Annotated in this window: 22 protein-coding genes; 5 read left to right on the top strand and 17 right to left on the bottom strand. The window is 52.4% G+C overall.

The features are described 5' to 3' along the window. The first annotated feature begins 330 nt into the window (after positions 1-330). Positions 331-990: a DUF1345 domain-containing protein gene (locus PSSD_RS14815; RefSeq protein ID WP_058972772.1), complete on the top strand. Its 660-nt coding sequence runs from the start codon at positions 331-333 to the stop codon at positions 988-990. On the opposite strand, the gene PSSD_RS14820 is transcribed toward PSSD_RS14815, so the two are convergent. Then, positions 987-1,295 (bottom strand): hypothetical protein, encoded by a 309-nt coding sequence (locus PSSD_RS14820; RefSeq protein ID WP_058972737.1) that lies wholly within the window; start codon positions 1,293-1,295, stop codon positions 987-989. The genes PSSD_RS14815 and PSSD_RS14820 overlap by 4 nt on opposite strands. A 109-nt stretch (positions 1,296-1,404) precedes the next feature. Here PSSD_RS14820 and PSSD_RS14825 point away from each other — a divergent pair, with 109 nt between their 5' ends. Both PSSD_RS14825 and PSSD_RS14830 read left to right on the top strand, forming a co-directional pair. Further along, positions 1,405-1,683 (top strand): VF530 family protein, encoded by a 279-nt coding sequence (locus PSSD_RS14825; RefSeq protein ID WP_058972738.1) that lies wholly within the window; start codon positions 1,405-1,407, stop codon positions 1,681-1,683. 180 nt (positions 1,684-1,863) lie between these two features. After that, on the top strand, positions 1,864-3,294 hold the full coding sequence (locus PSSD_RS14830) for a purine-cytosine permease family protein (protein ID WP_058972739.1): 1,431 nt from the start codon (positions 1,864-1,866) through the stop codon (positions 3,292-3,294). Positions 3,295-3,331: 37 nt separating this feature from the next. On the opposite strand, the gene PSSD_RS14835 is transcribed toward PSSD_RS14830, so the two are convergent. From PSSD_RS14835 to PSSD_RS14850, 4 genes are all read right to left on the bottom strand, one after another. Beyond that, a complete protein-coding gene (locus tag PSSD_RS14835) occupies positions 3,332-3,883 on the bottom strand; it encodes a YbhB/YbcL family Raf kinase inhibitor-like protein (protein ID WP_058972740.1) in 552 nt (183 codons plus the stop codon). Between the two features lie 77 nt (positions 3,884-3,960). After that, on the bottom strand, positions 3,961-6,060 hold the full coding sequence (locus PSSD_RS14840; RefSeq protein WP_058972741.1) for an FUSC family protein: 2,100 nt from the start codon (positions 6,058-6,060) through the stop codon (positions 3,961-3,963). A gap of 350 nt (positions 6,061-6,410) precedes the next feature. Then, positions 6,411-7,526, bottom strand: a complete 1,116-nt coding sequence (locus PSSD_RS14845) for a lactonase family protein (RefSeq protein ID WP_058972742.1) — start codon at positions 7,524-7,526, stop codon at positions 6,411-6,413. 248 nt (positions 7,527-7,774) lie between these two features. After that, entirely contained in the window at positions 7,775-8,026 is a 252-nt protein-coding gene (locus PSSD_RS14850; RefSeq protein WP_052205924.1) for a helix-turn-helix domain-containing protein, read from the bottom strand. A gap of 127 nt (positions 8,027-8,153) precedes the next feature. Between PSSD_RS14850 and curA the strand changes: the two genes are divergently transcribed. Beyond that, the gene (gene curA / locus PSSD_RS14855) at positions 8,154-9,185 is read left to right on the top strand and encodes an NADPH-dependent curcumin/dihydrocurcumin reductase (protein WP_058972743.1); all 1,032 of its coding nucleotides are present in this window, start codon (positions 8,154-8,156) and stop codon (positions 9,183-9,185) included. A gap of 310 nt (positions 9,186-9,495) precedes the next feature. On the opposite strand, the gene rluF is transcribed toward curA, so the two are convergent. Continuing rightward, entirely contained in the window at positions 9,496-10,377 is an 882-nt protein-coding gene (gene rluF, locus PSSD_RS14860; protein ID WP_058972744.1) for a 23S rRNA pseudouridine(2604) synthase RluF, read from the bottom strand. Positions 10,378-10,566: 189 nt separating this feature from the next. Here rluF and PSSD_RS14865 point away from each other — a divergent pair, with 189 nt between their 5' ends. Beyond that, positions 10,567-11,280, top strand: a complete 714-nt coding sequence (locus tag PSSD_RS14865) for an HPP family protein (protein WP_058972745.1) — start codon at positions 10,567-10,569, stop codon at positions 11,278-11,280. A gap of 20 nt (positions 11,281-11,300) precedes the next feature. Here the strand turns inward: PSSD_RS14865 and PSSD_RS14870 are convergent, their stop codons facing one another. The 11 genes from PSSD_RS14870 to PSSD_RS14920 form a co-directional block, all read right to left on the bottom strand. Then, positions 11,301-12,206 (bottom strand): metallophosphoesterase, encoded by a 906-nt coding sequence (locus PSSD_RS14870; protein WP_058972746.1) that lies wholly within the window; start codon positions 12,204-12,206, stop codon positions 11,301-11,303. A gap of 12 nt (positions 12,207-12,218) precedes the next feature. Beyond that, on the bottom strand, positions 12,219-13,037 hold the full coding sequence (locus tag PSSD_RS14875; RefSeq protein WP_058972747.1) for a carbohydrate ABC transporter permease: 819 nt from the start codon (positions 13,035-13,037) through the stop codon (positions 12,219-12,221). Beyond that, positions 13,034-13,945, bottom strand: a complete 912-nt coding sequence (locus tag PSSD_RS14880; protein WP_058972748.1) for a carbohydrate ABC transporter permease — start codon at positions 13,943-13,945, stop codon at positions 13,034-13,036. Before PSSD_RS14880 ends, PSSD_RS14875 begins: the two co-directional genes overlap by 4 nt. 10 nt (positions 13,946-13,955) lie before the next feature. Continuing rightward, positions 13,956-15,233: an ABC transporter substrate-binding protein gene (locus tag PSSD_RS14885; RefSeq protein ID WP_058972749.1), complete on the bottom strand. Its 1,278-nt coding sequence runs from the start codon at positions 15,231-15,233 to the stop codon at positions 13,956-13,958. A gap of 27 nt (positions 15,234-15,260) precedes the next feature. After that, positions 15,261-16,364 carry an ABC transporter ATP-binding protein gene (locus tag PSSD_RS14890; protein WP_058972750.1) on the bottom strand — a complete coding sequence of 368 codons (1,104 nt, stop codon included), beginning with the start codon at positions 16,362-16,364 and terminating at the stop codon, positions 15,261-15,263. A 202-nt stretch (positions 16,365-16,566) separates the two neighbouring features. Beyond that, complete coding sequence (locus PSSD_RS14895; RefSeq protein WP_058972751.1) at positions 16,567-17,562, bottom strand: sugar-binding transcriptional regulator; 996 nt, start codon at positions 17,560-17,562, stop codon at positions 16,567-16,569. Positions 17,563-17,638: 76 nt separating this feature from the next. Beyond that, entirely contained in the window at positions 17,639-18,496 is an 858-nt protein-coding gene (locus PSSD_RS14900; protein ID WP_039328639.1) for a phosphogluconate dehydrogenase C-terminal domain-containing protein, read from the bottom strand. 5 nt (positions 18,497-18,501) lie between these two features. Then, a complete protein-coding gene (locus PSSD_RS14905) occupies positions 18,502-19,311 on the bottom strand; it encodes a sugar phosphate isomerase/epimerase family protein (RefSeq protein ID WP_058972752.1) in 810 nt (269 codons plus the stop codon). Next, positions 19,311-20,084, bottom strand: coding sequence for a triose-phosphate isomerase family protein (locus PSSD_RS14910; RefSeq protein WP_058972753.1), 774 nt, complete (start codon positions 20,082-20,084; stop codon positions 19,311-19,313). The genes PSSD_RS14905 and PSSD_RS14910 overlap by 1 nt, the downstream gene beginning before the upstream one ends. A gap of 2 nt (positions 20,085-20,086) precedes the next feature. Then, positions 20,087-21,832 carry a dihydroxyacetone kinase family protein gene (locus tag PSSD_RS14915; RefSeq protein ID WP_058972754.1) on the bottom strand — a complete coding sequence of 582 codons (1,746 nt, stop codon included), beginning with the start codon at positions 21,830-21,832 and terminating at the stop codon, positions 20,087-20,089. A gap of 1 nt (position 21,833) precedes the next feature. Then, positions 21,834-23,168, bottom strand: a complete 1,335-nt coding sequence (locus PSSD_RS14920; protein WP_058972755.1) for an MFS transporter — start codon at positions 23,166-23,168, stop codon at positions 21,834-21,836. Between the last annotated feature and the right edge of the window lie 219 nt (positions 23,169-23,387).

The raw sequence follows: 23,387 nt of genomic DNA on the forward strand, positions 1-23,387 counted from the left end.
TTTAGTGCGCATAATCATGATTATGTTAAATAAGATATCTGGTACGCACTAATCATGGGTTTATGACATTCCCTGACATCACCGACTTCCACTTCCGCCCTTAAGCTGTCCTCTCAAAACGGCGTCGCTACGCAAATCCTTGCGGGTAAAGTCTCACGTGTATCTACAGAATTCACGTAGACGCGTCTCAAATGAAGCCTGTTTATCACTCATTTTGTCAGATTTCGCCGTCACGTCATGTTCGTCACCAGAATCGATCCCGCGTTAACCTGGCTAAGTCAACAATCGTCTACAGTTAAGATACTCAATCTCTGGGAAATTATGCTCGCCATGCCCTTTTCTCTTATGCCTCATCTTTTCGCGCGCCTGCGCCTGCTGATCTCCGTTGCGGCCGGAATCGTCTGCTATTTGCTACTCCCTGCACAATTGGGCGAAATGCAGCGATTACTGATTGGCTGGAATGTGCTGGCCTGGCTCTATTTGTGGTTTCTTTGGTTCCGGATGTTGCGTACTGACTCAGTGGAAATCAAACGTATTGCCAGGATGCAGGACCAAAGTGCGGCGCTGGTACTCGGTATGGTGATCTTGGCTTGTATGGTCAGTATTGTGGCCATTATGAGTGAGTTGCCCGCATTGAAAAGCCTGCATGGCACGCCGCGAGTTATGCATCTGGTGCTGACAGCAATGACGCTGATTGTTTCATGGGCGTTGCTGCCTAGTTCTTTCGCTATGCATTACGCCCATCAACATTACCTGCGAAAAAGTGACAATGTCACCCCGATGATCTTCCCTGAAAAGCCTGATGAGCCCAATTACTGGGATTTTCTCTACTTCTCCTTCACCATCGCGGTCGCCTCACAAACCGCCGATGTGGCAACGGGCACCACTGAGATGCGCAAACTGGCGCTGCTTCAATCCGTGATCTCGTTCATCTTCAATCTGGCTATTCTTGGTTTATCCGTGAATGTCGGAGCCGGGTTACTGAGCTAACGGCGGCCCTTAATCACCGAGGCCGACCAGTTGAAATCATTAACCTCACTCGCCGATTGTGCTTCCGGTTTTTTACGGCGAGTGGGCGTTTTCTTTGCTTTGTCGGCTTTCGCTTTCTCTTTGGCTAGCTTAAGGGTCATGACCTGTTGGCGCGCCTCTGCGGTGTACTCTTTTTCTTTCTTCGCGTCAGGCTCTTTACCGCTGCGCAGCCGATGTTTTTGCATCAGCCCTTTGAAAATCTCATCCACTTCGCCTCGTTCAGCCTCATTAAACTGATCGATTGAAATCATTTTCTTATCGCTCATCGCGTCTCTTCCTGTATAAATGGCCCGACTTCAGTTTACATCATTGCTGCACGCTCGGCTTTCTTGTAACCTTGCCCGCCAATCTCTCGCCTGTAAACAAGGATTCATCATGACCGCACACCCTTCTAAAGATCCGCTGCACGGCGTGACGCTGGAAATGATCGTGAATGCACTCGTGGCCCGCTATGGTTGGGATGAACTCGGCAAGCTAATTAATATTAACTGTTTTAAAAACGACCCGAGCGTCAAATCCAGTCTGAAATTTTTGCGCCGTACGCCGTGGGCTCGCGCGGAAGTTGAAGCGCTGTATCTCGATTCACTGGATCAGCCCGCAGACAACAATGCGGAAGCGCCAGGATTTAACCCATGGACTGAAGGCCGTAAATAACGCAAGGCCATTCGATTAACAACCTTGCCAGCGTCATCACATTTTCCAATGACCCCTCGCCTTGTAACTTCACATCTCGCATGACAATATCGGTACATGTATATACATGTATCTTCAATTGCATTCACACCACACTAACAATAAAGCCCCTGTCGTGTTCATTGTTTCAGCGAGGAAACCATGTCAACCGAATCACCTGCAGCAGATTACACAGGCACTGACAAACAACGCCTGACAGAAACCCGTTCGATCGATTACATCCCGTTGCACGAACGTCATGGCCACCCTTTCAGCCAGTTCACACTCTGGTTTGGCGGTAACTTACAAATCACCGCCATCGTTACCGGCGCGCTGGCCGTGGTGCTGGGCGGCGATGTGGTATGGTCGCTAATGGGTTTGCTTGTTGGGCAGATCGTTGGTGCAGCCATCATGTCATTGCATGCTGTCCAGGGCCCACGCCTCGGGTTACCGCAAATGATCACCAGCCGCATGCAGTTTGGCGTGTTTGGCGCAGTGATTCCGTTGGTCCTGGTGTGCATTATGTATGTGGGCTTTTCCGCTAGCGGTACCGTGTTAGCTGGGCAAGCATTAGCGAAGCTGATCAACGTCAGCAATGCGGCTGGCATGATCCTGTTTAGCGCTATTATTGTCGTGATCGCGGTACTGGGTTATCGCGTAATTCACAAGCTGGGGAAAGTGGCCAGTGTGATTGGGGTGCTGGCTTTTGCCTACCTGTTCATCACCCTGCTTTCTTCGCATGATTTGTCAGCGGTTTGGCAGAATCAGCACTTCACCCTCGCCAATTTCCTGTTGGCCGTTTCGCTGTCATCCTCCTGGCAAATCGCCTTTTGCCCTTATGTGTCGGACTACTCGCGCTATCTTCCGGCTGATGTCTCAGCCAGGAAGCTGTTTAGCTCCGTGTTCTTTGGCACCGTATTGGGTACTCAGGCGTCCATGAGCTTGGGCGTGATAGTTGCCGCGATTGCCGGGAAGGCGTTTTCAGGTAACGAAGTGGGCTACATCGTCGGCTTGGGAAGTACCGCTACCATGGCAATGGTGATCTATTTCGCCATTTGCTTTGGCAAAATCACCTTTACCACGCTTAACGCTTACGGCAGTTTCATGTCACTCACCACTATTGTTTCTGGCTTCCGTCAGCAAACCGCGATCAGCAGGGGTAATCGCATACTGTTTGTGGTGCTAATGGTGACGGTGGCTTGCATCATCGCGCTGATCAGTGAACCGGCGTTCCTGAAATCCTTCACGCATTTCCTGTTGTTCCTGCTCGCTTTCTTCGTGCCATGGAGCGCCATTAGCCTGACCGATTTCTATCTCATCACCAAAGGCAAGGTCGATGTCCCCGCGCTGTCACAGCCCAATGGCCGTTACGGTCGCTGGAACTGGACGGGTATCACGGTTTACTTCCTGGGCGTGCTGGTGCAATTGCCGTTTATCGACAACCCCTTGCACCACGGTTCGTTAACCTGGATTTTTGCTGGCAATGATGTGTCGTGGATTATCGGTTGGTTTGTTACTGCACTACTGTGGCTGGCGGCGAGTCGCTGGGATCGTCGTGGGAAATTAGTACGTTCAATCTACCCATTTGAGTGACATTGTCACGGCCGCCCAATGTGGCGGCCGTTCTGCATTACTTATCGTTGGTAAACTTGCCAACCAGCGTTGCTCCACCTAATGCATGCCCCTTCAATTTCGCTATCAGCTCATCATGCGTCAGGCCAGCCGGTAACTGATTGACGGGCAAATCGGTCGCAACCAGTACAAAGTTGTAGTTATGCATACCACTCCCTACCGGTGGACAAGGTCCATAATAGCTTGTGGTGCCAGGTGAGTTTTTACCTCCGGTATAACCTACTCCTTTGCTCAATTCACCTTGCGCAAACTGGCTGCGATCGGCCGCAATGTTATAGGCTACCATGTGCGTCACACCCAACCCTTTACCGCCTACCGGGTCAGTGAGCATCAGAGCAAAGCTGCGGGTTCCCGTCGGTACATTTGACCAACTCAATGCCGGGGACACATTGTCGCCGGTGCAGGATGGATTGTTTTTGTTGTTGCCCGCGAAGGTCTTGTTCAGCACCGCACTGTCATTAAAATCTGACGATTGCAGTGTAAATACCGGGGCAGCCATCACGGCTCCCGGTAGTAGCGCCAACAATAAAATCGGTTTCAACCTAACCATCATTCACTCCTGTTGATGAAAAAATCAGTCACGGGAACAAGTATATAGCCTGATTGTGTCGCTGCTGCGTTTATCGCTTAGTAGGCGCGCTGGCGATAGTCTTGCAGTTGCATCATCTCGATTTGGCGTGGTGTTGCCACCGGCCACGACTGTTGCGGGTACAAATAAAGCCGGATGCTGAACAGATGGAAAAGTGGCGTCAGCAAGCTGTCATCGCGCTTCGCCAGCCTCTCCAGCAATAACAGTAGAAGATCCAATTCATCCAGCAGATCATGGTGCGGCGGTGTTTGCAAAGATTTGAGGCGACGTTTAAGAAACAGTGCCAGCTCATGAAACATCTGGCCACTGTCCAACTGGTATTTAGCCAACAGATCTTTATGGCGTGCGTAATAATCGAAACTGTTTACCCCCAACCAAACCTCGGTGAGTAACATGCCAGCAGTTGACATGTCGGGCTGCGGATCGAGTCGCAGGCGTGGCAGCACCACATTGACCTTGTCCAACATCAGGCTGATAAATCGTTGCCGCCCAAGCAGCGACGAACCATTACGTTCCAGCTCTTTGATGAAACGCAGCAGCTCGCGTAATCCCTGACGCACTGCACGTCGCGCCGTCCAGGACGGCCGTTTGTTACGCATTAAGACCGTGACAATGACAGCGAACAGTACGCCCGTTAACGAAGCGATGGCATTGTTGATCAACAGAACCAAGTCAGGCTTAAGATGATGCCCTAAACCGATAAAGCCGGGGATTTGGATTGCCACGCTAATCCCAATCATGTTGGTTGAGGGGCGCGCAATCATCAGCCCTAACACTAACAAGCCCGGCGTGAGACAGATGATCAAGGCTTCAAACGAAGTCGCCTGCGGTATCAGTAACGCCACGTAAATCACACTAATAAAAATGGCGACGATGACACCTCGCACAAATAACTTCATCGAGGTGAGCGGTGTGTCCATGCTGGCGAACAATGAACTTAAGATCGCTGCCATCACCGGTGCGGAAGCACCATCATGCCAACCGGTGCCGATCCACAGCAGGCATGATCCAAAGATGGCGCAAAAAGCCGTTAATGCAGAGAGCCGTATCAGCCCTTTATCATAGAAGCGATGGGTTCGCTTGCCGCGAGCTGGTGTGGTATCCCCTGAGAGATCGCTGACCAACCCGCCCACACTTTGATAAGCACCGGCAATGCGCACGAAATCGGCCATGCGCTCCAGTAGTCCGGTTAGCAGCATGCAGTGTTCAGTCGGCAAATCACCGTTGCGCCATGCGGCGTTGATATCACTTTGACAACGGCTGAGTTCCAGTTGAATACCGCTGGTTTCGCCTACCGCTTCACCATCGTTGAGCCAATGCAAAAACAGCCTGAAAGCCACGGCAACGTTGTCTGGGAACGCAATCTGCTGCGCCGACAACCGCTGCAGGCGCATTTCTATAGCCGTCAGGGTTGGGATCAAATAGGACAGATGTTGATACTGTACGCTTACAAGACGGATCAATCGCCTTGCTGCATCACCTTCATACACACAGTGGGTGATCAGCATTTCCACCTGCTGGGGGTTGGTGGCCATACGCGTCAGAATCTCATCGCGCTCTGGTGATTTATCGCTGGGAATGCCGGAGAGCAGGTCGTTGCATAGCTTACGCGCATTGAGATACCACTGGCTGACGCTCTGCTCCAGCAAACTGCGCATAGAGACCGGGAACAGTAAGGCATGAACCAGGCTGCTGCACAACGTACCCACCGCAATCTCTTCGATACGAGATAACACGGTATTGGTGATCGCCATCGGCGTCATGACTTCAGGAAAACCCATGATGGCGGCACTGTAGCCAGCCAGCATAAAGACATAGCTTTTGGGCGTGCGGTCATGCAACGACAAATAGAGACAGATACTCACCCACAGTGAAATAGACAGGCTAAACAGCAGCGGATGTTCAACGGTGAGCGGGAACACAAAGAAGACAAATATGCCACCCAGCAATGTGCCAAGCATACGGAACAAGGATTTAGAGATCGTCGATGCTGAGTAGAGTTGGGAGGCAATAAATACGGTAGTAATTGCCCAAGCCGGTTTATCCAGATTGAGTTCCAGTGAGAGATACAGTGCCAGAAAGGCAGCCAGACAGGTTTTTACAGCAAAAAAAACGGCGTTTTTTGAAAACCACTGCATGACAGTATTGAGACCAAACCAGCTTAAGTGCGGCGTATCCTGACAGAATAATATTTCTGCTCACGGCGATAAATATGTCAAATTATTACATCATCGAAAATGGTGTTTTAACCTTGCAATCGATATCAGGGTAATTATTAAGGTTCACTTATGTTCTTCAACCTAAAAAACATTAATTTTTAGAAATTCCTCTGATTTATATAGGGTTTTAAGTTCGGATTGTTATCAGCACCATAAATGTGTTCTGGATCACACTTTTAAAAATAACCCTAACAATAACAACGGCTCCATAAAAACATTTCGCGCAATCTGGCGCGGTTTGCTGCGCCAGATCATCGCGAAGTCGACATTCAGTCACTAACTATCGTCACCCAGTTTGCATCATCGTCTGCCGGTGCTTCACCAACGCGTATTAGCGCCCCGCTTTCGGCATCGATGGCGTAACTGCCGGTCACCTTGCTTTTCTCACCACTGGCAACAAGCCAACGCCCATCCTGAGTAATGGCAAAGCTACGCGGCTGTTTTTCTACTGGCCAACTGCCAATCAGCGTGAGTTTTCCATCCGCGCTATTCACGCGATACCCGGTTAAGGTGCTACTGGTGCGTTCGCTGACATAGAGAAAATGTCCATTGGGAGTGAGATGAATATCCGCCGACCAAATGCGTGGCGTGGTGTCACTGTATCCAGCTGGGCGTTCGCGGCCATGCTGCAATTTATACTCTGCGGCCACGGCATTCGGTGTTTCACCGACTTTCGACAGCTCACCCTGCTCATTACGGCGGAACTGCGTGATGATGCCGCCCATTTCACCCACGTTATAGAGGTAACGTTGGTCCGGTGATAACACCGAGTGGCGTGGGCCGTTTTCTGCTTCAGTTTTGACGTAACCATTAGCCAGTGCGCTGAGTTCACCCTCGGAACTCAGTTTTAGTTGCAGCACGCGATCGGTACCGAGATTGCCGACATAGGCGGTTTGCCCTGCATCATCAACAATCACCGAATGCGCTGCATGGCCCGTTTTATAACTGCCCACTGCTGGCGCGATTATCTTGCCATCTTTTGCCAGGCGATAGACATGTACCACATCACCGTCATAAGAGGCACCGAGTAAAAAACGCCCTTGTTTGTCGGTGCTGATATAGGGATAGCTGGCTGCAGCAGCGACTTCGCCTGTTTTACTGAGATCGCCCGTTACGTGATCGATGTGCCAGCTCACCAGTTTTAACGGTTTGCTGCGAATGGCGGCGTATAAATGCTGGTGGTCTGTGCTCAGCGCCATCGGCATGATTTTGCCCCCTGCTGGCGTTCGACCGAGCAGCTGCAAAGCGCCAGTTTGATCATTTAAGGTATAGCGCGCGATAGTGCCGTCGTCCGCTTCTGAAACATAGACAAAGGTTTTAGCCAGCAACGGTGTACTGAGTGTCATCGCTGCCAATAGGGTAGCGGCCTGTAAAGCTCTCTTCATTTCATCCTCTCCACGCACCGGTATTGGCACCGCAATAGGTATAGTCAGCTGATTTAAAAGCCGTTATGTGAGATTGCCTGAGACCGGCTGTGCGCTTGTACAAGCTTTGAATTTATTCAAGGGGTTATGAAATTTGGCGTAGAGAAGTTTAGTGTGGGTTTGTGCGCTGGCTCACTGGGAAGAAGTATGCTCCCCAGCGTGTTCAGAGTAAGGAGTCTGTCTTGCGTTTTTTTGGGCGTTTCACATCATCAGTCATCGCTAAACAACGCCTCTAGTTCATCTAACTGCGGAATGCCCGCTGACTGCACGGTAAGCTTTAACCCAAGTGTATTGAGGTATAAGGTCAATACTTTCAAAGATCCTGAGTAATGGCCATTTTCTATCTGAGAGATAACCGTTCGGTGTATCCCCGCATAGGTTCCAGCTGTGGCTTGTGTCCAGCCGTTGGCCTTACGCTTCTCTTGGCACTTCTTCCCGATTTCACGCATACCTGGCAACATAGGCCCTCAAATGTTGTTATATAGCAACATAAAGCCAATAATGAACCTTTTGTTATTATATAGCAACACTTCCATCTGACTTTGCATCAACTACACTTGCCTTATCGAACACTACTATGAGGTTTACATGCCACAACCAACACAGGTCAATCACGCTTGGCTACTCGCCTCACGCCCTCACGGCGAACCGACAAAAGAGAATTTCAGGCTAGTTGAACAGCCCATCCCTGCCTTAAAACAGGGTGAGATGCTGCTGCGTACCGCGTATTTGTCACTTGACCCTTACATGCGTGGACGTATGGATGACAGCAAGTCTTATGCGGCCCCGGCACAACTCGACCAACCTATGGTGGGCGGCACAGTGTCTCAAGTGACGGAATCATTGCATCCTGATTTCAAGGTTGGCGATTGGGTAGTAGCAGGCAGTGGCTGGCAGAGTTATGCCGTGTCCGATGGCAGTGGCGTGAGTAAAATCGGCGACCTTCCCCATCCTTCCTGGGCGTTAGGGATTCTGGGTATGCCCGGATTTACCGCCTATATGGGTTTAATGGACATTGGACAACCCAAAGCCGGTGAAACATTGGTGGTGGCGGCGGCAACCGGACCCGTTGGCGCCACAGTTGGACAGCTCGGGAAATTAAAAGGCTGCCATGTGGTGGGTGTTGCGGGTGGTGAAGAGAAGTGCCGCTACGCAATTGAAACCCTCGGTTTCTCGGCCTGCCTTGATCATCATAAAGAAGATTTCGCTGAGCAACTCGCAGCAGCTTGTCCTGATGGCATTGATATCTATTTTGAAAACGTTGGCGGTAAAGTGTTTGATGCGGTCTTCCCGTTATTCAATACCGCTGCGCGCGTGCCGGTTTGTGGGCTGGTTTCGACTTACAACACAGGTAACGCCCCAGCGGAAGGACCCGATCGCACCCCACAGATCCTTGGCAGCATATTAAAACGCCGCATCCGCCTGCAGGGATTCATCATTTTTCAGGATTACGGTGATCGGTATCCAGAATTTCTACAGGCGATGACGCCTTTGGTTGAGCAGAAAAAAATTCACTATCGCGAACACATGATTGAAGGCCTGGAGAATGCACCGCAGGCATTCTTCGATATGCTGAAGGGCAAGAACTTCGGCAAAACGGTGATCAAGGTTGCTGGTTAGCAGAAATGAAAGCCGGTTGTTTCGGCAGAAACAACTGGCTTAATGGTCAGTCAATTTTGCCTGGTCCGTGGCATGAGCAGTTCAGAAAGGATTTGACTGCGCTGCTGGGTGGAGAGCCAAAACAGGCGTGGAACCCAAGCGGGCCGAGCTTGAACTGCGTAGAGGCATTGCATCTCTTTTAACCATTGTGCGTTATTCATTGTTTCCTCCTTTGTTATGAAAAGTATGGAGGCATAAAACCGGAACAAATAGTGAGGTCTTTATAATTACTGTTCCGGGTTTATGTATTTAATCAAATAACACTGAGAAACTAGCGCCCTTTCTTTTTACGACCAGGTTGGGTGAAGCGCTGACGTCCAGCAGGCTTGCCCGCCGCTTTCTCGCTATGTTTAGGTCCGTTAGAGGCGGGTTTCTTCGCCGCCGTGGCCGGTTTCTTCTTAGCCTGACTTTTCTGTATTTTTTGATCTTCTGAAGAGGAGTCTTCAATCAGCTTAAATAAGTCAATCAGCTCATCATCAGTAAGATCGCGCCACTCACCCAGCGGAATCCCCTTGAGGCTGACGTTCATAATGCGTGTGCGCTCAAGTTTGGTGACTTCAAAACCAAAGTGCTTGGTCATACGGCGAATTTGACGGTTTAAACCCTGTACCAAAATAATGCGGAATACAAAGGTCGACTCTTTCTTCACTTTGCATTTTTTGGTCACCGTACCCAGCATCGGCACACCGGCTGCCATCCCGGCGATAAATTCATCGGTGATAGGTTTATCAACCGTGACCACGTACTCTTTTTCGTGATTATTGCCCGCACGCAGGATTTTATTGACCAAATCACCGTGGTTGGTCAGAAAAATCAGGCCCTGCGAATCTTTATCCAGGCGACCAATCGGGAACACGCGTTTACTGTGGTTAACGAAATCACCAATATTATCGCGCTCGCCTTCTTCCATGGTGGTAATAATGCCCACCGGTTTGTTAAGCGCGATCAGTACCAAGTCTTCTTCGTTGCGCGGTTCGATCAACTGCCCGTTAACCTTCACTTCATCCCCGGCGAACACCTGCGCACCCACCGTGGCGCGTTTACCGTTAATAAAAACGTTGCCTTGTTCGATGTAGCGATCGGCGTCACGGCGTGAGCAGATTCCGCTCTCGCTGATATATTTGTTCAGGCGCGTGGATGAGTTGGGCAGCATGGATCCTCCGAAAAAAACGGACTATACAGCAACCTTAGACGTTGTGTAAGCCACTGTTAACCATCACTGCATTGATGGGCATTTAAATCACCAAACCGTAACAACACACTAACAGTGTGGTTGCTCCTGACGAATCGATCAGCGACAATCGCCATCCATCGTTTTTTCTTATGACAGAGTAATTCCACTATGACAGCCAGATTGCTCCTCTCGCTGCGAACTCTCCTCGCGCGTCTCTGGCCGCATCCGCTTCCCGTGGCCAAAAAGCAGATGGCGATAGCCAGTTTTGGTGCAGGCCTTGGATTAATGATCACCAGCCTGATCAGCCACAAGTTGCTCGGCGAGGTGAACCTCTGGTTTGTTGCCCCAATGGGCGCTTCCGCAGTATTGCTTTTCGGTTTGCCCAACAGTCCGTTGGCACAGCCATGGTCGATTGTCGGTGGGAATCTGGTTGCAGGATTGATCGGTGTGACCACGGCGATGTATGTTCCTTACCCCGCTTTGGCCTGCGGCATTGCCGCTTCACTGGCGATTGCCGTGATGTTTCAACTGCGCTGCTTACATCCACCCAGCGGCGCAGTGGCGTTGACGGCAATTCTTGGCGGCAGCGGAGTGCAACAACTGGGCTACCACTTCATTCTCACACCGGTATTGTTGAACTCTTTGTGTCTGGCGCTGCTGGCCGTGCTGTTTAACAATCTTGCTGGCCGACGTTATCCTCACCCGCTGGCGGCGAGTGAATCCAAGCCTCAACCGATTGCTTTGGAGGTCCCTATTACGCGCGCCGACCTGCACCAAGCGCTGGAGGGAGGCCAATTGCTCGATATTGATGAGGACGATTTGCAGCAGTTACTACAGCGAGCAGAAGAGATCGCCAGATGCCGGCAACAGCAAGGTGAATAATTTTAAGAGCCGGGCGCGCGTCACGTCCGGCTGATTTCACCACCAAATCCGCTAATACTTACCCGTTCTTCGCTTAATTCCACAACCGCAAACGGGACGTTGCTGGGGTCATCCAGCATCCCTTTCATGGTATAAAAGCCTGTTTGACCGATACGAGCAACGTTGCCGCGATGGTCATGGCCAGAGAAGCAGAACCGTATGTTGTAACTAGTTAGGAGTTCCACCAGCACACTGCTGTTCATCAGGGCATGTGTCGTCAGTGGTGCCAGTGGATAGTGGCCAAATACCCCAACATTTTCGCCCCGCAACTGAGCCTCAATAAGCTGCTGCTCAATCCACGCTAATTGCTGTTGCCCTACCGCACCATTCCACGGCTGGGCCTGCGGTTGTTGTTGCGCCTGTAACTCAGCTAGCAAGGTTTCGGCTTGAGAATAATCATCGCCATTCAACGCATTGCAGTAGAGGCTGACATCGTTTCCGTCATAAACAATAAAACGCCACCCGCTGAAGCGAAATGCGTAATAGCTTTTCGGCAAGGGCGCACGATGGCGAAGATGCTGTGCAATGGTCTGAGCATCATGATTACCCAACACCACCGCGTGCGGGTGTTCCAGCCGATCGTACAGCGGCAAAATAGCGCTGTAGCTCTCCCACCCGCGGTCAACGATATCCCCTAGCGTGACGACAAAATCCAGGGGCTGTTGATTCAGTGCCGCTATCGCTTGTGGCAACTTTTGCAGCGCATGGCGATAGTAAAGATTATTGGCGATATCCGGGGCCACATCGGCATACTGAGGATCGGCAATCAGGCCAAAGCGCAGCGTGCTGTTTAATGGATTAGCTCGCAAATCGGGCATGGCGTAGAGTTCGGCAACATCACCCAACAGTTCGCGCTGTAATGAGGTCAATGGATGCGGATTTGTCACGGAAAGTACTCCTTAGCGAATACCGGCACGCATAAATGACTGAATAAACTGGCGCTGAAAAATCAGGAACAGCACCAGTAATGGCAAGCTGGTCATCAGCGTCGCCGCCCCAATCAGCGCCCATTGCACGCCCTGCTCTGGCGCGGAAAATAACTGTAATCCCACGGTCAGTGGTCGCACATTAACCGAGTCGGTAATCACCAGCGGCCACAGGAAATCATTCCAGTGGAAACTGATCGACACCAGCGCAAAGGCGATATAAATCGGCTTTGCCAACGGCATATAGATTTTGCGCAGGATATAAAAGCGACTCGCCCCCTCCACTATTGCCGCCTCTTCCAGCACCAGCGGAATGCTTTTGAACGTCTGACGCAGCAGGAAGATAGCAAAAGCAGAGGCAAAATAAGGCAGTGCGATGCCCGTCAAGGTATCGCGCAAACCCAGTGCGCCGATGGTTTTGTAGTTATTCAGAATCAACACATCGGGGCTGATCATGAGTTGCAGCAAAATCAGCGCGAAGATGAATCCTGAGAACTTCATTTTGAAGCGCACCAGAGCGTAAGCCGCCATGGTCGCCAGAATCAGTTGCACCACCACAATCATCAGTACCAGCAGCGTGGTATTGAGGAAGTAGCGCGCAAAAGGTGCGGCATGCCACGCGTTGATAAAATTATCAAACGTCAGAGGTGATAACAGCGAGAAACTGGCCTGATCCGAGGCGGGATGAATTGCCACCCATAATGCCACCAGTATCGGCAGAAACCACAGTAGCGCAGCAAGCCAAATGACCAGGTTCAAACACTTGCCACCCAACGAATCTGTCTTCTTCATTGATAGTGAGCTCGCTTGTCCAGCAGGTTAAATTTAATCAGCGCAATCGCCGCCAGAATCACCAGTAGCACTACTGTCATCGCAGCAGCGGCTGGCATATCCCAGAAGCTGAACGCGGTGCGATAGATATAGAACAGCAGCAAACTACTGCTGTTGTTAGGCCCGCCGTTGGTCATCGCAATGACCTGATCAACAATGCGGAAGGCATTCATCGATGCATTGATCAACACAAACAGCGTGGTGGGCATCAGCAGTGGCCACTGCACGCGTCGGAAAAAATATCCGCGTGACGCCCCTTCAATCTCTGCAGCTTCACTCAGACGCGGATCGATCTGCTGCAATGCAGCAAGATAAAAGATCATAAAGAATCCGGCCTCACGCCACACCGACACTGCCATCAAGCAATATAGAGATGTACCAGGTTCACCAAGCCAGTTCACCGCAGGCAACGAAAACAGCGCCAGCAACTTATTGAGTAACCCTAACTGCGGCGTATAGAAAAACAGCCACAGATTCGCGATGGCAATCATAGGCAACAGTGAAGGAATAAAGAACGCAGCACGCACCAGTGAGTTACCCGCCAGACGGCGATTTACCGCCAGCGCCATCAGCAAGGCCAGGATGACGGCGAGAGGAATGGTGATCAACGCATACAGCAGATTGTTCCACAGCGACTGGATGAAGATATCGTCATCCAGCAAGGCCAGATAATTATCCAGCCCGACAAAATGGGCTGGATGGTTACTACGCGAAGCACTGAACAGACTCTCCCAGACGGTTGCTACCGCAGGATAGTGAGTGAACAGCAGCAAAAAACACAGCGCCGGTAGAATTAACAGATATCCATAAAGTTGCATTGACCATAAACGCGGGCGATGCAGCGGCATACTGGTGAGAGTCGTGCTCATAGCGCTTCCGTTACTGATACGATTTTAACAGGCGTTCGGCTTGCTTCTGTGCACCTTCCAGCGCTTCAGCAGGGGATTTGGCCTGCATCACTGCGGCTTCTACTGCATGATTGAGTGCATCCTGAATCTGCACGCTGTTATAAGTAGAGAGTTCTGGCTGGGCATATTTCAACTGCTCGCGAGCCACCAGTGCCTGAGGCACTTGTTTCACGTAATCCTTCATCACAGCGGTGTCCCATGCAGCTGGAGACGTTGCGACGTAACCTGTTGCGATACTCCAACGTGCGGCCTGCTCAGGCGACGTCACCCAACGGATAAACTCCATCGCTGCTTTTTGCTGTTCAGGTGAGCCATTTTTGAAGACGTAAAGGTTGCCACCCCCGGTTGGGCTGCCGCGCTGGGTTTTCTCTGGCAGCATGGCCACGCCAAACGGGAATTTAGCGTTATCACGCACGTTGGTCAGATTGCCGGTCGTTGTCACCATCATGGCGGTTTTCCCGCTGATGAAATCCTGCGGCGTTGTGCCCCATGCGATCGCGCCTTTCGGAGAGACTTCCTCTTTCTGACCCAGGTCGGTCAGCCACTGCAGGGTCTCAATGTTGCCCGGCGTATTGAAATTGACCGCAGTGCCCTTGCCATTATCCAGGCGACCGCCATTGGTGGCAGACAATCCCTGAAAGGTCCAGTAACCAATTGGCGTTGAGGGGATTTCGATGCCCCATTGACTCACATCATTGCCATTTTTGATGGTCAGTTTCTTACCAAAATCGACCACTTGCTGCCAGTTGGCAGGCGGAGTGTCAGCATTCAGACCGGCTTTCTCGAACGCCTGCTTGTTCCAGAACATCACGATAGTCGATCGCTGGAACGGCACACCCCAGACCTTGCCGTCGATATGACGCAGGAAAGCCGGATAGAAACCTTCGATCCACTTTTTACCCTCATCACCGGTTGCCAGATCGCTGGCTGCCACAATCGCACCCGCATCAATCAGCGAATAGGCTTCAATATCACCGATCACCGCCAGTTGTGGCGCATTACCGCCACGGAAGGCGGTCAGTGCTTTGGTGACTGTCGTCGAGTAGTCACCGGTGTACACCGGTTGAATGCTCACTTCCGGATGCACTTTTTCGAAATCAGCGACCAGCGCGTCAACGGTATGGCTGACTTTGCCACCCACCGCGATCGGATAGTACATCTGCAATTTGACAGGATCGGCCGCAAAGGCCGAGGCAGTGACGCAAAGTAGTACAGCAGAGGCCAGACGTGAGTAACGGATCGCAGACATGATTTTCCCTTGGGCGAAAAACAACGGTTAAACAGCGTATTTATTTTGTGAAGCAAACATGTGTTGTTCAGCGGAGGTGCTGCGTTTGCCACTGGTGGTTGAAAACAGGTATTGGCGGGCGGCAGACCACTGCAATCCCACCTGGCTGCCCTCGTCATAGCGCTGCATGCCGGGCACTTTGACGGTGATCACTTCGCTCAATCCAGCCAGTTGGCAGGCCAGTAAGGTGTCAGCCCCCATATATTCGTAACTGACAACGCGCGCAGTCAGTGCCGCACTGGCGGGGGAAATCAGCTGGATATCTTCGGCGCGCAGCCCGAGGCTCATCGCGACCTCATCGCAATGCTCCACCACCGGAGTCTGTAAATGGCTGAGATAGTGATGCTCACCTTTCGCATGCAGCGGCAGGATGTTCATCGGTGGCGCGCCGATAAACTGGGCAGCAAAGATACTGGCCGGATTGTTATAGAGATCGTTCGGTGTGCCGTGCTGTTCAATCTGGCCGTCATTAAGCAGGATGATGCTGTCAGCCATGCTCATGGCTTCTGTCTGGTCATGCGTGACATACAGCATGGTCAGTCCCAGCTTCTTCTGTAACGCGCGGATCTCGCGACGCATGCTTTGGCGCAGCTTGGCATCAAGATTGGATAATGGCTCGTCCATCAGACACAGATTGTTATTGGCGATCACCGCCCTACCCAACGCCACGCGTTGCTGCTGCCCACCAGAGAGTTGCGAGGGCAAGCGTTCCAGCAGTTTATCCAGTTCCATCAACTTGCTGACATCATCAAGCCGCGAGGCGAAAGTCTGCTTATCTTCGCCGCGCGCTTTCAAACCAAACAGCAGGTTCTCCCGCACGTTGAGGTGCGGAAACAGCGCATAGGACTGAAACACCATTGAGAGCTTGCGCTGTGAGGGTGGCAAATGAGTAATGTCGCTGTGTTTAAAATGGATCTGACCGCTGTCTGCGGTTTCCAGTCCCGCTATGGTGCGAAGCAGTGTCGATTTACCACAACCAGAGGGACCAAGTAGCGCGACAAAGCTGCCTTCTGCAGCGTCAAAACTGATGTTGTCCAGGGCAATTTTTTCACCCCAGGCTTTAGTAATGTGATGAAGCGAAAGATGGCTCATGCATCCGCAGTCCTGAAAACAGAATGGCGGTAAGCTAGCGTAGGGAAATGAAGGATTTATGTAACTGGAGTGACGGTTGAATGACTGACAAAAAATGACAGCATTCGACCGCAAGGAAAGTTTATAAAACTTGTTATCAACGGCGATAATCGCCGTTGATTTAAGATCTTATAAACTCTCTTGAGCGAACAGTGATTCTAAATTACTGCGACATACTCAAAATCGTGCGGATATTCTGTGCAGTGGTCGCCACAATATCGATCGCGCCGGTGCGCAGTGCGCCGAGAATCGCCAGCGCTTTGGTATTCTCTGAGGCAATGGCAATCACGCAGGGGATCTTACGCAACTCTTCGATGCTGAGACCAATGACGCGGTCGTTCATCACCGTGTCCACATGTTGTCCCTGCGCATTAAAAAAGTCATAGCCAGCGACATCGCCTGTCACGCCCTGATTAACGTGCGCATCAATAATTTCGTGCGGCGTAAACCAGCCCAGTTTGACCATATAACTGTTTTCATTCATATCCCCGATGCCCACTAAAGCGACATCGGCTTTACGTGCACGGTCTAGCGTCTCTTTAATGGTGCCGTTTTGCATAAAGGCATCACGCAACCCGCGGTTTTCGACGTAGGCCGGCGCATACAGGGTTTCACTGATGCCACCAAACTTCTTCGCCAGACGACGGCTAATGTGGTCCGCATTAATCGCATCACCCGGACGATGGGTACCCCCAATCCCGCTGATAAACAGACAGTTGCGCGTGGGAACCTGACCAGGATAATCGGCGACGGCGGCAACGTTGCGCCCCTGTCCTACCGCGACAATGGCGTTATCTTTCAGCGACTGGGCAAGATGCGAGGAGACGAGCGCAGCAACCTGACGGCGCTGTTCTTCATCATCGGGGGAATCCAGGGCGATCAACGCGCGTTGCAGTTGCGGGAAACGGTTTTGCAGTTGTTGTTCTAGACGCGTACTGAAAACCGGATGGTAGCGTACATTAATTTCGACGATGCCCTCTTCGCGCGCGCGTTTGAGCAGGCGTCCAACCTTAATGCGGGAAATCCCAAACTTACGCGCAATCTCCTCCTGGGTGATTTCGTCCTGATAATAAGCCACTGCAATTTCGGTCAGCAGCTCGGAGTCCTGAGAAAGCGTGTTTTTTCCATCCGTTACCTGTCTTGTATCGTGACACTTGATTTGAGGAAGGAGTTATATCATTGATACGACTCGCTTCGCCAGACAGCGACGATGCGAGTCGTTGACCACATCACGCTTAACGCTTGATCGCGTCGATTTTCAGCATGCGGGCAATCACGATATCCAGTTCTTTCTGATCGAAGATCTGCTTCCAGTCTGGCTTCACAATCTTCTCACGGCCGTACTCCATGGCGATCATGCAGGCATCAGAGAACGGGTTAGTGGCACGGAAGGCCACGGCCAGTGCGATCTGAATATGACCATAAAGCATCGCTTTAGCGGCTTCTTCTGGTACACCGCTGTGTTTCACGGTCTCATCCAGCGCTTCTTTCATAAAAGCACCGACCATACAGGCCACGGTTTCTACCAGCGTTGGCTCCAGATAAGCCAGCTGCGTCACGGTGACCCAGTGCACTTCCTCCACCGGGCCGTACATCACGCTGATCACTTTGCTGAGCTCGGCTTTCTGTGCGTCACTGCCGGTTTCATAGGAAGCTGCAACGTGTTGAACAGCCGCAATACCGCCGAAGGCATCAGCGTGCTCTTCTTTGGTGTAGCGCTCCAGGAACACGGATGGATGGCAAGGATGCGCAACCGCATACTCAATACCCTCACGATGGGCAATCAGATTCGCGTAGGCTGCAGCCGGGTCCAGCGTCAGCAGAATCGCGCCTGCCTTCATCTGCGGTACTACGCCTTCTGACACTTTGCCCAAAACGATATCTGGCACCGCCAGAATCACCACGTCACTCAACGGCACCACTGAGGCAGCATCAGACAATTCGCGACCTTGAGCGGTAACTTGTTCCTGTGCTTTTGGCGAGTTCTCAACGTAAAACACCTGGTAGTCGCTTTTCTGGAAGTTGGCAGAAATACGCATACCCATTTTGCCGCCCGCGCCAATCACGGTGATGGTTTTCAATGCATTGCTCATCTGTATTACTCCTGATCTTGTTTACTACGTAAGAATTCAACGGTGCGGCGAGTCCATTCGGCTTCTCGCTCGCAGGTCAACGCGGCATCGTCCTGCCACGGCAACCAGTGTTCGACGATTTGGTTAATCTCTCTTTCGACCGGGCGCACGCTGGCGATCATCCGGTCGTAATCCAGTAGCCCTTCGCCCATCGGGCAACCGGCAAAGGTAAAGCCGACCCAGCCATCACGACGGGTGAAGGCGAAATCTTTGATATGCAGATTGCCAACACGTGCCGCGGTATTGGCGATCACCTGCTCCGGCAGTTCCAGTCCGGCAACACAGTTTGCCGGGTCCAGACAGACGCACAGCCACGGCGACAGAAACTTATTGATCACCGACATCATGGCGCCACTGTTCACCTGCTCATAGGTCTCAAGGCAAAGGCGTACTTGCTGGCGGGCGAAATCAGGCAACACCGCACCAATCAATTCCGCTGCTTCATCCAGTGACGGACGATGATCGGCGGTATAGAACATCGAGCGCACCACACGCGCATCAAGAATGTTGGCCATGTGCAAATAGCGACGCAGATGGGCCGTGCCCAACCCACGCGTGCCCAGCTCAAGCGTGATGCCCAGCGTATCCGCCTGCTGACGCAGCGCCTGCAACTGCTCGTCAGACCAACTTTCTATCGCTGGATAGTCACAAATCTGGAATACCGACACATCCATTTCTGCGGTCTGTTGCAGCATCTGCTCCAGCGTCAGGGGATGCGGTACTTTGCTGGACATACGCCAGAAAAAGGCATAAGTACTGAGTCCGATACGGCTCATTAACGGATCTCCTTTGCCAGCACGCTGGCTTCTTCAATAATTTGCGCCAGCGCATGCGGATCATGGGCAAAGCGACCAAGGAACAGACCATCCACGTCTGCCCCCAGGCGTTGAATCAGCCCCGGTCCAGCACTGCCGCCGTAGATAATCTTCAAGGTAATGCCTTCAGGCGTTTTCAATTGCTGCAAGCCCGCGCACACTGCACGAATGTAGCTGTCAGGTGCGGGTTGTGGTGCGCCAATCGCCCACTGCGGTTCATAGGCGAAGAACACTTCACCTCGCAACCCTTGCTGCGTGGCATCGGCCAGCGCTTCGGCGAGTTGCTGCTCGCACAGTGCAATCGCCTGCTCTGGCTCAGCCTGTTGCTCTTCCCCAATGCACAGCACCGGCGTCAAACCGTGGCGCAGTGACATCGCCACCTTGGCTGCGATTTGCGCTTTATCTTCATGAAAATGACGACGGCGCTCAGCATGACCAATTTCAGCCAGGGAACAGCCCAACTCCTGCAACATGCTGGCGCTGACTTCGCCGGTCCAGGCACCGTTTTCCGCCTGACAGACATCCTGTCCGCCAAAACGTATTGGCGTGCGGGAAAAAATCTCGGCAACCGCCGGAATTGCCGGATAGGCCGGCAAAACAAATAAACCTACGTCGCCGTTTTTGACAGCCGGAAGCTGCGCCAATCCGGCCACTTTGCGGCACCAGTCCAACGTTTGCTGGTAGCCGAAGTACATTTTCAGGCTCACGCCAAGCCAGATTTTAGGCTGAGACATCATTAGGCTCCTTGCTGAGAGGCACGGTATTCTTTTAGCAGGTCGCCGACCGTGTTGACGATCATCGCCAGCGAAATCGCACCGGCATCAGGCGTACCCACACTTTTTTCTGCTAAAGGACGCGCACGGCCCATTTTTGGCACCAGTTGCGCAGTATCCTGAGCTGCTTTGTCCGCGATTTTCGCTGCAGCCAACCAGGCATCAGTGAGTGACGAACCCTCAGCAACCGAGGCATTCAGGCTGTCGCTGAATGGCACCAGCACATCCACCATAGTCTTATCGCCGACTTTCGCTTTACCAAAGTGCATGATGCCCTCTTTGGCTTCTCGCACGCCCGTTGCTACGCGCTGCGCATTCGGTGATTGCTGATCGCCTATCGCCGTACCCAGCGCCGTCAATGCAACGCCCCACAGCGCACCCGACGTACCGCCGGCTTTATCTGCCCAGGCATCTGCAGCACGGCACAGCAAGCTGCCCGCACCCGCACCACGCGCAGCCACTTCACGCGCTTTTTCTACGGCACCCAGTACGCCGCGCTCCATACCAATGCCGTGGTCGCCATCTCCAGCCACGGCATCGATATCCCCTAACTTGCCAGCGTTACGTTGTAACAGGTCAGCAACGGCTTCGAGTGTATGCAACACACGTTGCGCGCTTTGCTGCGACTCAACAGAGGCCTGCGGCAACGCTTCTTCGCTGCTTTCTTCACACTCTGCCGCGCTCAGCGGTTCCGCAATCAACACGCTGCCTTTACGGTAAGCCGGCGTATTAGCCGGTGCGCGCCACAGTGTTTCCAGCTCTTCGTCAAGCCACATCAAGGTCAGCGACGCACCGGCCATATTAAAGCTGGTGACAAACTCACCCACATCCGGCTCAACCACCTGCAATCCTGCCGCATCGAGCAATTGCGCGACGCGGCGATACACCACAAACAGTTCTTCATACTTCACCGATCCCAGGCCATTCAGGATCACCGCCACGCGCTGACCTTCAATTTGCTGGATATCGACAGGCAGTTCACTCAGCAGGCGCTCGACAAAGATTTCGGCCAGTTCATCTGCACGCGGAACAGCGGTTTCACTGATACCGGGTTCGCCGTGAATACCTAATCCCAACGCCATACGCCCTTTTTCAACTTCAAACAGCGGATGAGACGCGCCAGGCAGCGTACAGCCCGAGAACGCCACGCCAAAGGTGCGGGTACGATCGTTAGCATGCTGTGATTTTTTCAGCACGGTGGCTAAATCATCACCTGCTTCTGCCGCCGCACAGGCGGCTTTGAACACGCATAAGTCTCCGGCCACGCCACGGCGCTTCGCCAGTTCGTCTTTGCTGGCACTGGAGATATCATCCGTTACCGCCAGAATTTCGCAGGCAATGCCTTCAGCACGCAGGCGTTCGCAAGCCTGGCCAAAGTGCAATACGTCACCCGCGTAGTTTCCGAACATCAACAGCACGCCCGCACCGTTATGCGCCGCACGTGCCACGTTGTAAATCTGCTGAGCAGATGGCGAAGCGAAGAGATTGCCCATTGCCGCGCCATGTGCCAGACCTTGTCCAACCAACCCGGCGAAGGCCGGATAATGACCGGAACCGCCGCCCACAATCACCGCAACAGTATTGGGCTGGCTGCGCGTACTGCGCACCACACCACCAGTGACCTGACGAACTTTATCGGCGTTGGCGGCGACAAAGCCTTCAATGAGTTCAGCAGCAAAGGCTGAAGGTTGATTAAACAGGTACGTCATTTTAGTGCTCCTGTGCGATAGAGGTCGGCTGAGACTGCGGACGGCGGCGGTTAAGTAACAACATGAGGACAGCAGACAGCAGCATGAATCCACCGACCACAAACATCGGTAAGACGTAGCTGTTGGTGGCGTCATGCAGTGCGCCGGTGATATAGCCCGCGGAGAAGCCCGCCACGTTTCCTAAAGTATTGATTAATGCAATCGCAGCCGCCGCTGATGCGCCCGTCAGGAACTGCGTAGGCAGTGTCCAGAAGTTCGGCAAGGCAGCGAAGATCGAGCTGGCTGTAATAGCAATGACCATGATGGTGGTGAACGGTGAGTCCATATACAGCGCCAGAGGCACGCTGATACCCCCCGCCAGTGCCGGAATAGCAATGTGCCAGGTTTTGCAGCCGCGACGAGTGGCATCTTTTGACCAGAAATACATCACCACAGCCGCGATAAGGTATGGTACGCCGGTAATTAAGCCTTTCTGCATCACGTTAAAGGTGGTGCCAAACTGCTGCTGGAAGCCAGAAATAATGGTTGGCAGGAAGAAGGCCAGCGCATAAAGGCCATAGATAAAGCCGAAGTAGATCAGGCACAGCATCCACACGCGACCATTACCCATCACTGAACGCAGGCTGTGTTTCTGTTGACCCTGCTTCTGCTGGTGCTCGGCTTCCAGTTCGTTAGTCAGCCAGGTTTTCTCTTCAGCTGTCAGCCATTTGGCCTGGCGTGGGGAATCCACCAGCCAGAACAGCGCTGCAATACCGATCAGAATCGCCGGGACGGAAACCCCCAGGAACATCACGCGCCAGCCGTCCAGACCAAACAGACCGTGCTGTTCGATCAATCCAGCTGCCAGCGGTGCACCGAACACCACGGTCAGCGGCTGCGCCAGATAGAACAGTGACAGAATTTTGCTGCGATGGCGGCCCGGCACCCACATGCTCAGGTACAGAATCGCGCCTGGGAAGAAGCCCGCTTCGGCGATACCCAGCAGCAGACGCAGCGTATAGAGCCCTTCCACACTGCTCACCCAGGTGAACAGCAATGAAACGATACCCCAGCTGATCATGATGCGTGCCAGCCAGCGACGCGCACCAAACTTATGCAGCGCCAGGTTACTTGGCACTTCCAGCAGGATATAGCCGATAAAGAAGATGCCCGATGCCAGGCCAAACTGAACGCCCGTCAGACCAAGGTCCTGGGTCATACCGTTAGGGCCAGCAAATGAAATCGCCGTGCGGTCAAGGAAGTTGATAAAGAACATCAGCGCCACAAAAGGCACCAGACGCCAGGAGATTTTGCTGATAGCGGACTTTTCAACCGCTGTCATGTTTTGCTGACTCATAACGCACCTCCGTGACGTGCGTGGTTAAAGCTTTTGATTGGTGTTGACCAGCCGCCAAAGTGGCGCTGGGTGCAGGTGTACTGAGAGGTACGTTTTAAATGACACATGTTCGAGTCCTCGATGGGTCTTCTTGTACATTGGTATCGTTATGCGAACAAATGAACACTACACGGATAATTGTGCATCTCTCAACTGCAAATGATGAAAGTGTGAGCCTGC

The organism is Type-D symbiont of Plautia stali (assembly GCF_001485335.1).
GTDB lineage: Bacteria > Pseudomonadota > Gammaproteobacteria > Enterobacterales > Enterobacteriaceae > Pantoea > Pantoea vagans_C.

What these genes read in the sequence shown, in the direction of transcription:
- PSSD_RS14815 (WP_058972772.1), top strand. Translation starts at nt 331, where the DNA reads ATGCCCTTTTCTCTTATGCCTCATCTTTTCGCGCGCCTGCGCCTGCTG.
- PSSD_RS14820 (WP_058972737.1), bottom strand. Translation starts at nt 1,295, where the DNA reads ATGAGCGATAAGAAAATGATTTCAATCGATCAGTTTAATGAGGCTGAA.
- PSSD_RS14825 (WP_058972738.1), top strand. Translation starts at nt 1,405, where the DNA reads ATGACCGCACACCCTTCTAAAGATCCGCTGCACGGCGTGACGCTGGAA.
- PSSD_RS14830 (WP_058972739.1), top strand. Translation starts at nt 1,864, where the DNA reads ATGTCAACCGAATCACCTGCAGCAGATTACACAGGCACTGACAAACAA.
- PSSD_RS14835 (WP_058972740.1), bottom strand. Translation starts at nt 3,883, where the DNA reads ATGGTTAGGTTGAAACCGATTTTATTGTTGGCGCTACTACCGGGAGCC.
- PSSD_RS14840 (WP_058972741.1), bottom strand. Translation starts at nt 6,060, where the DNA reads ATGCAGTGGTTTTCAAAAAACGCCGTTTTTTTTGCTGTAAAAACCTGT.
- PSSD_RS14845 (WP_058972742.1), bottom strand. Translation starts at nt 7,526, where the DNA reads ATGAAGAGAGCTTTACAGGCCGCTACCCTATTGGCAGCGATGACACTC.
- PSSD_RS14850 (WP_052205924.1), bottom strand. Translation starts at nt 8,026, where the DNA reads ATGTTGCCAGGTATGCGTGAAATCGGGAAGAAGTGCCAAGAGAAGCGT.
- curA (WP_058972743.1), top strand. Translation starts at nt 8,154, where the DNA reads ATGCCACAACCAACACAGGTCAATCACGCTTGGCTACTCGCCTCACGC.
- rluF (WP_058972744.1), bottom strand. Translation starts at nt 10,377, where the DNA reads ATGCTGCCCAACTCATCCACGCGCCTGAACAAATATATCAGCGAGAGC.
- PSSD_RS14865 (WP_058972745.1), top strand. Translation starts at nt 10,567, where the DNA reads ATGACAGCCAGATTGCTCCTCTCGCTGCGAACTCTCCTCGCGCGTCTC.
- PSSD_RS14875 (WP_058972747.1), bottom strand. Translation starts at nt 13,037, where the DNA reads ATGAAGAAGACAGATTCGTTGGGTGGCAAGTGTTTGAACCTGGTCATT.
- PSSD_RS14880 (WP_058972748.1), bottom strand. Translation starts at nt 13,945, where the DNA reads ATGAGCACGACTCTCACCAGTATGCCGCTGCATCGCCCGCGTTTATGG.
- PSSD_RS14885 (WP_058972749.1), bottom strand. Translation starts at nt 15,233, where the DNA reads ATGTCTGCGATCCGTTACTCACGTCTGGCCTCTGCTGTACTACTTTGC.
- PSSD_RS14890 (WP_058972750.1), bottom strand. Translation starts at nt 16,364, where the DNA reads ATGAGCCATCTTTCGCTTCATCACATTACTAAAGCCTGGGGTGAAAAA.
- PSSD_RS14900 (WP_039328639.1), bottom strand. Translation starts at nt 18,496, where the DNA reads ATGAGCAATGCATTGAAAACCATCACCGTGATTGGCGCGGGCGGCAAA.
- PSSD_RS14905 (WP_058972752.1), bottom strand. Translation starts at nt 19,311, where the DNA reads ATGAGCCGTATCGGACTCAGTACTTATGCCTTTTTCTGGCGTATGTCC.
- PSSD_RS14910 (WP_058972753.1), bottom strand. Translation starts at nt 20,084, where the DNA reads ATGTCTCAGCCTAAAATCTGGCTTGGCGTGAGCCTGAAAATGTACTTC.
- PSSD_RS14915 (WP_058972754.1), bottom strand. Translation starts at nt 21,832, where the DNA reads ATGACGTACCTGTTTAATCAACCTTCAGCCTTTGCTGCTGAACTCATT.
- PSSD_RS14920 (WP_058972755.1), bottom strand. Translation starts at nt 23,168, where the DNA reads ATGAGTCAGCAAAACATGACAGCGGTTGAAAAGTCCGCTATCAGCAAA.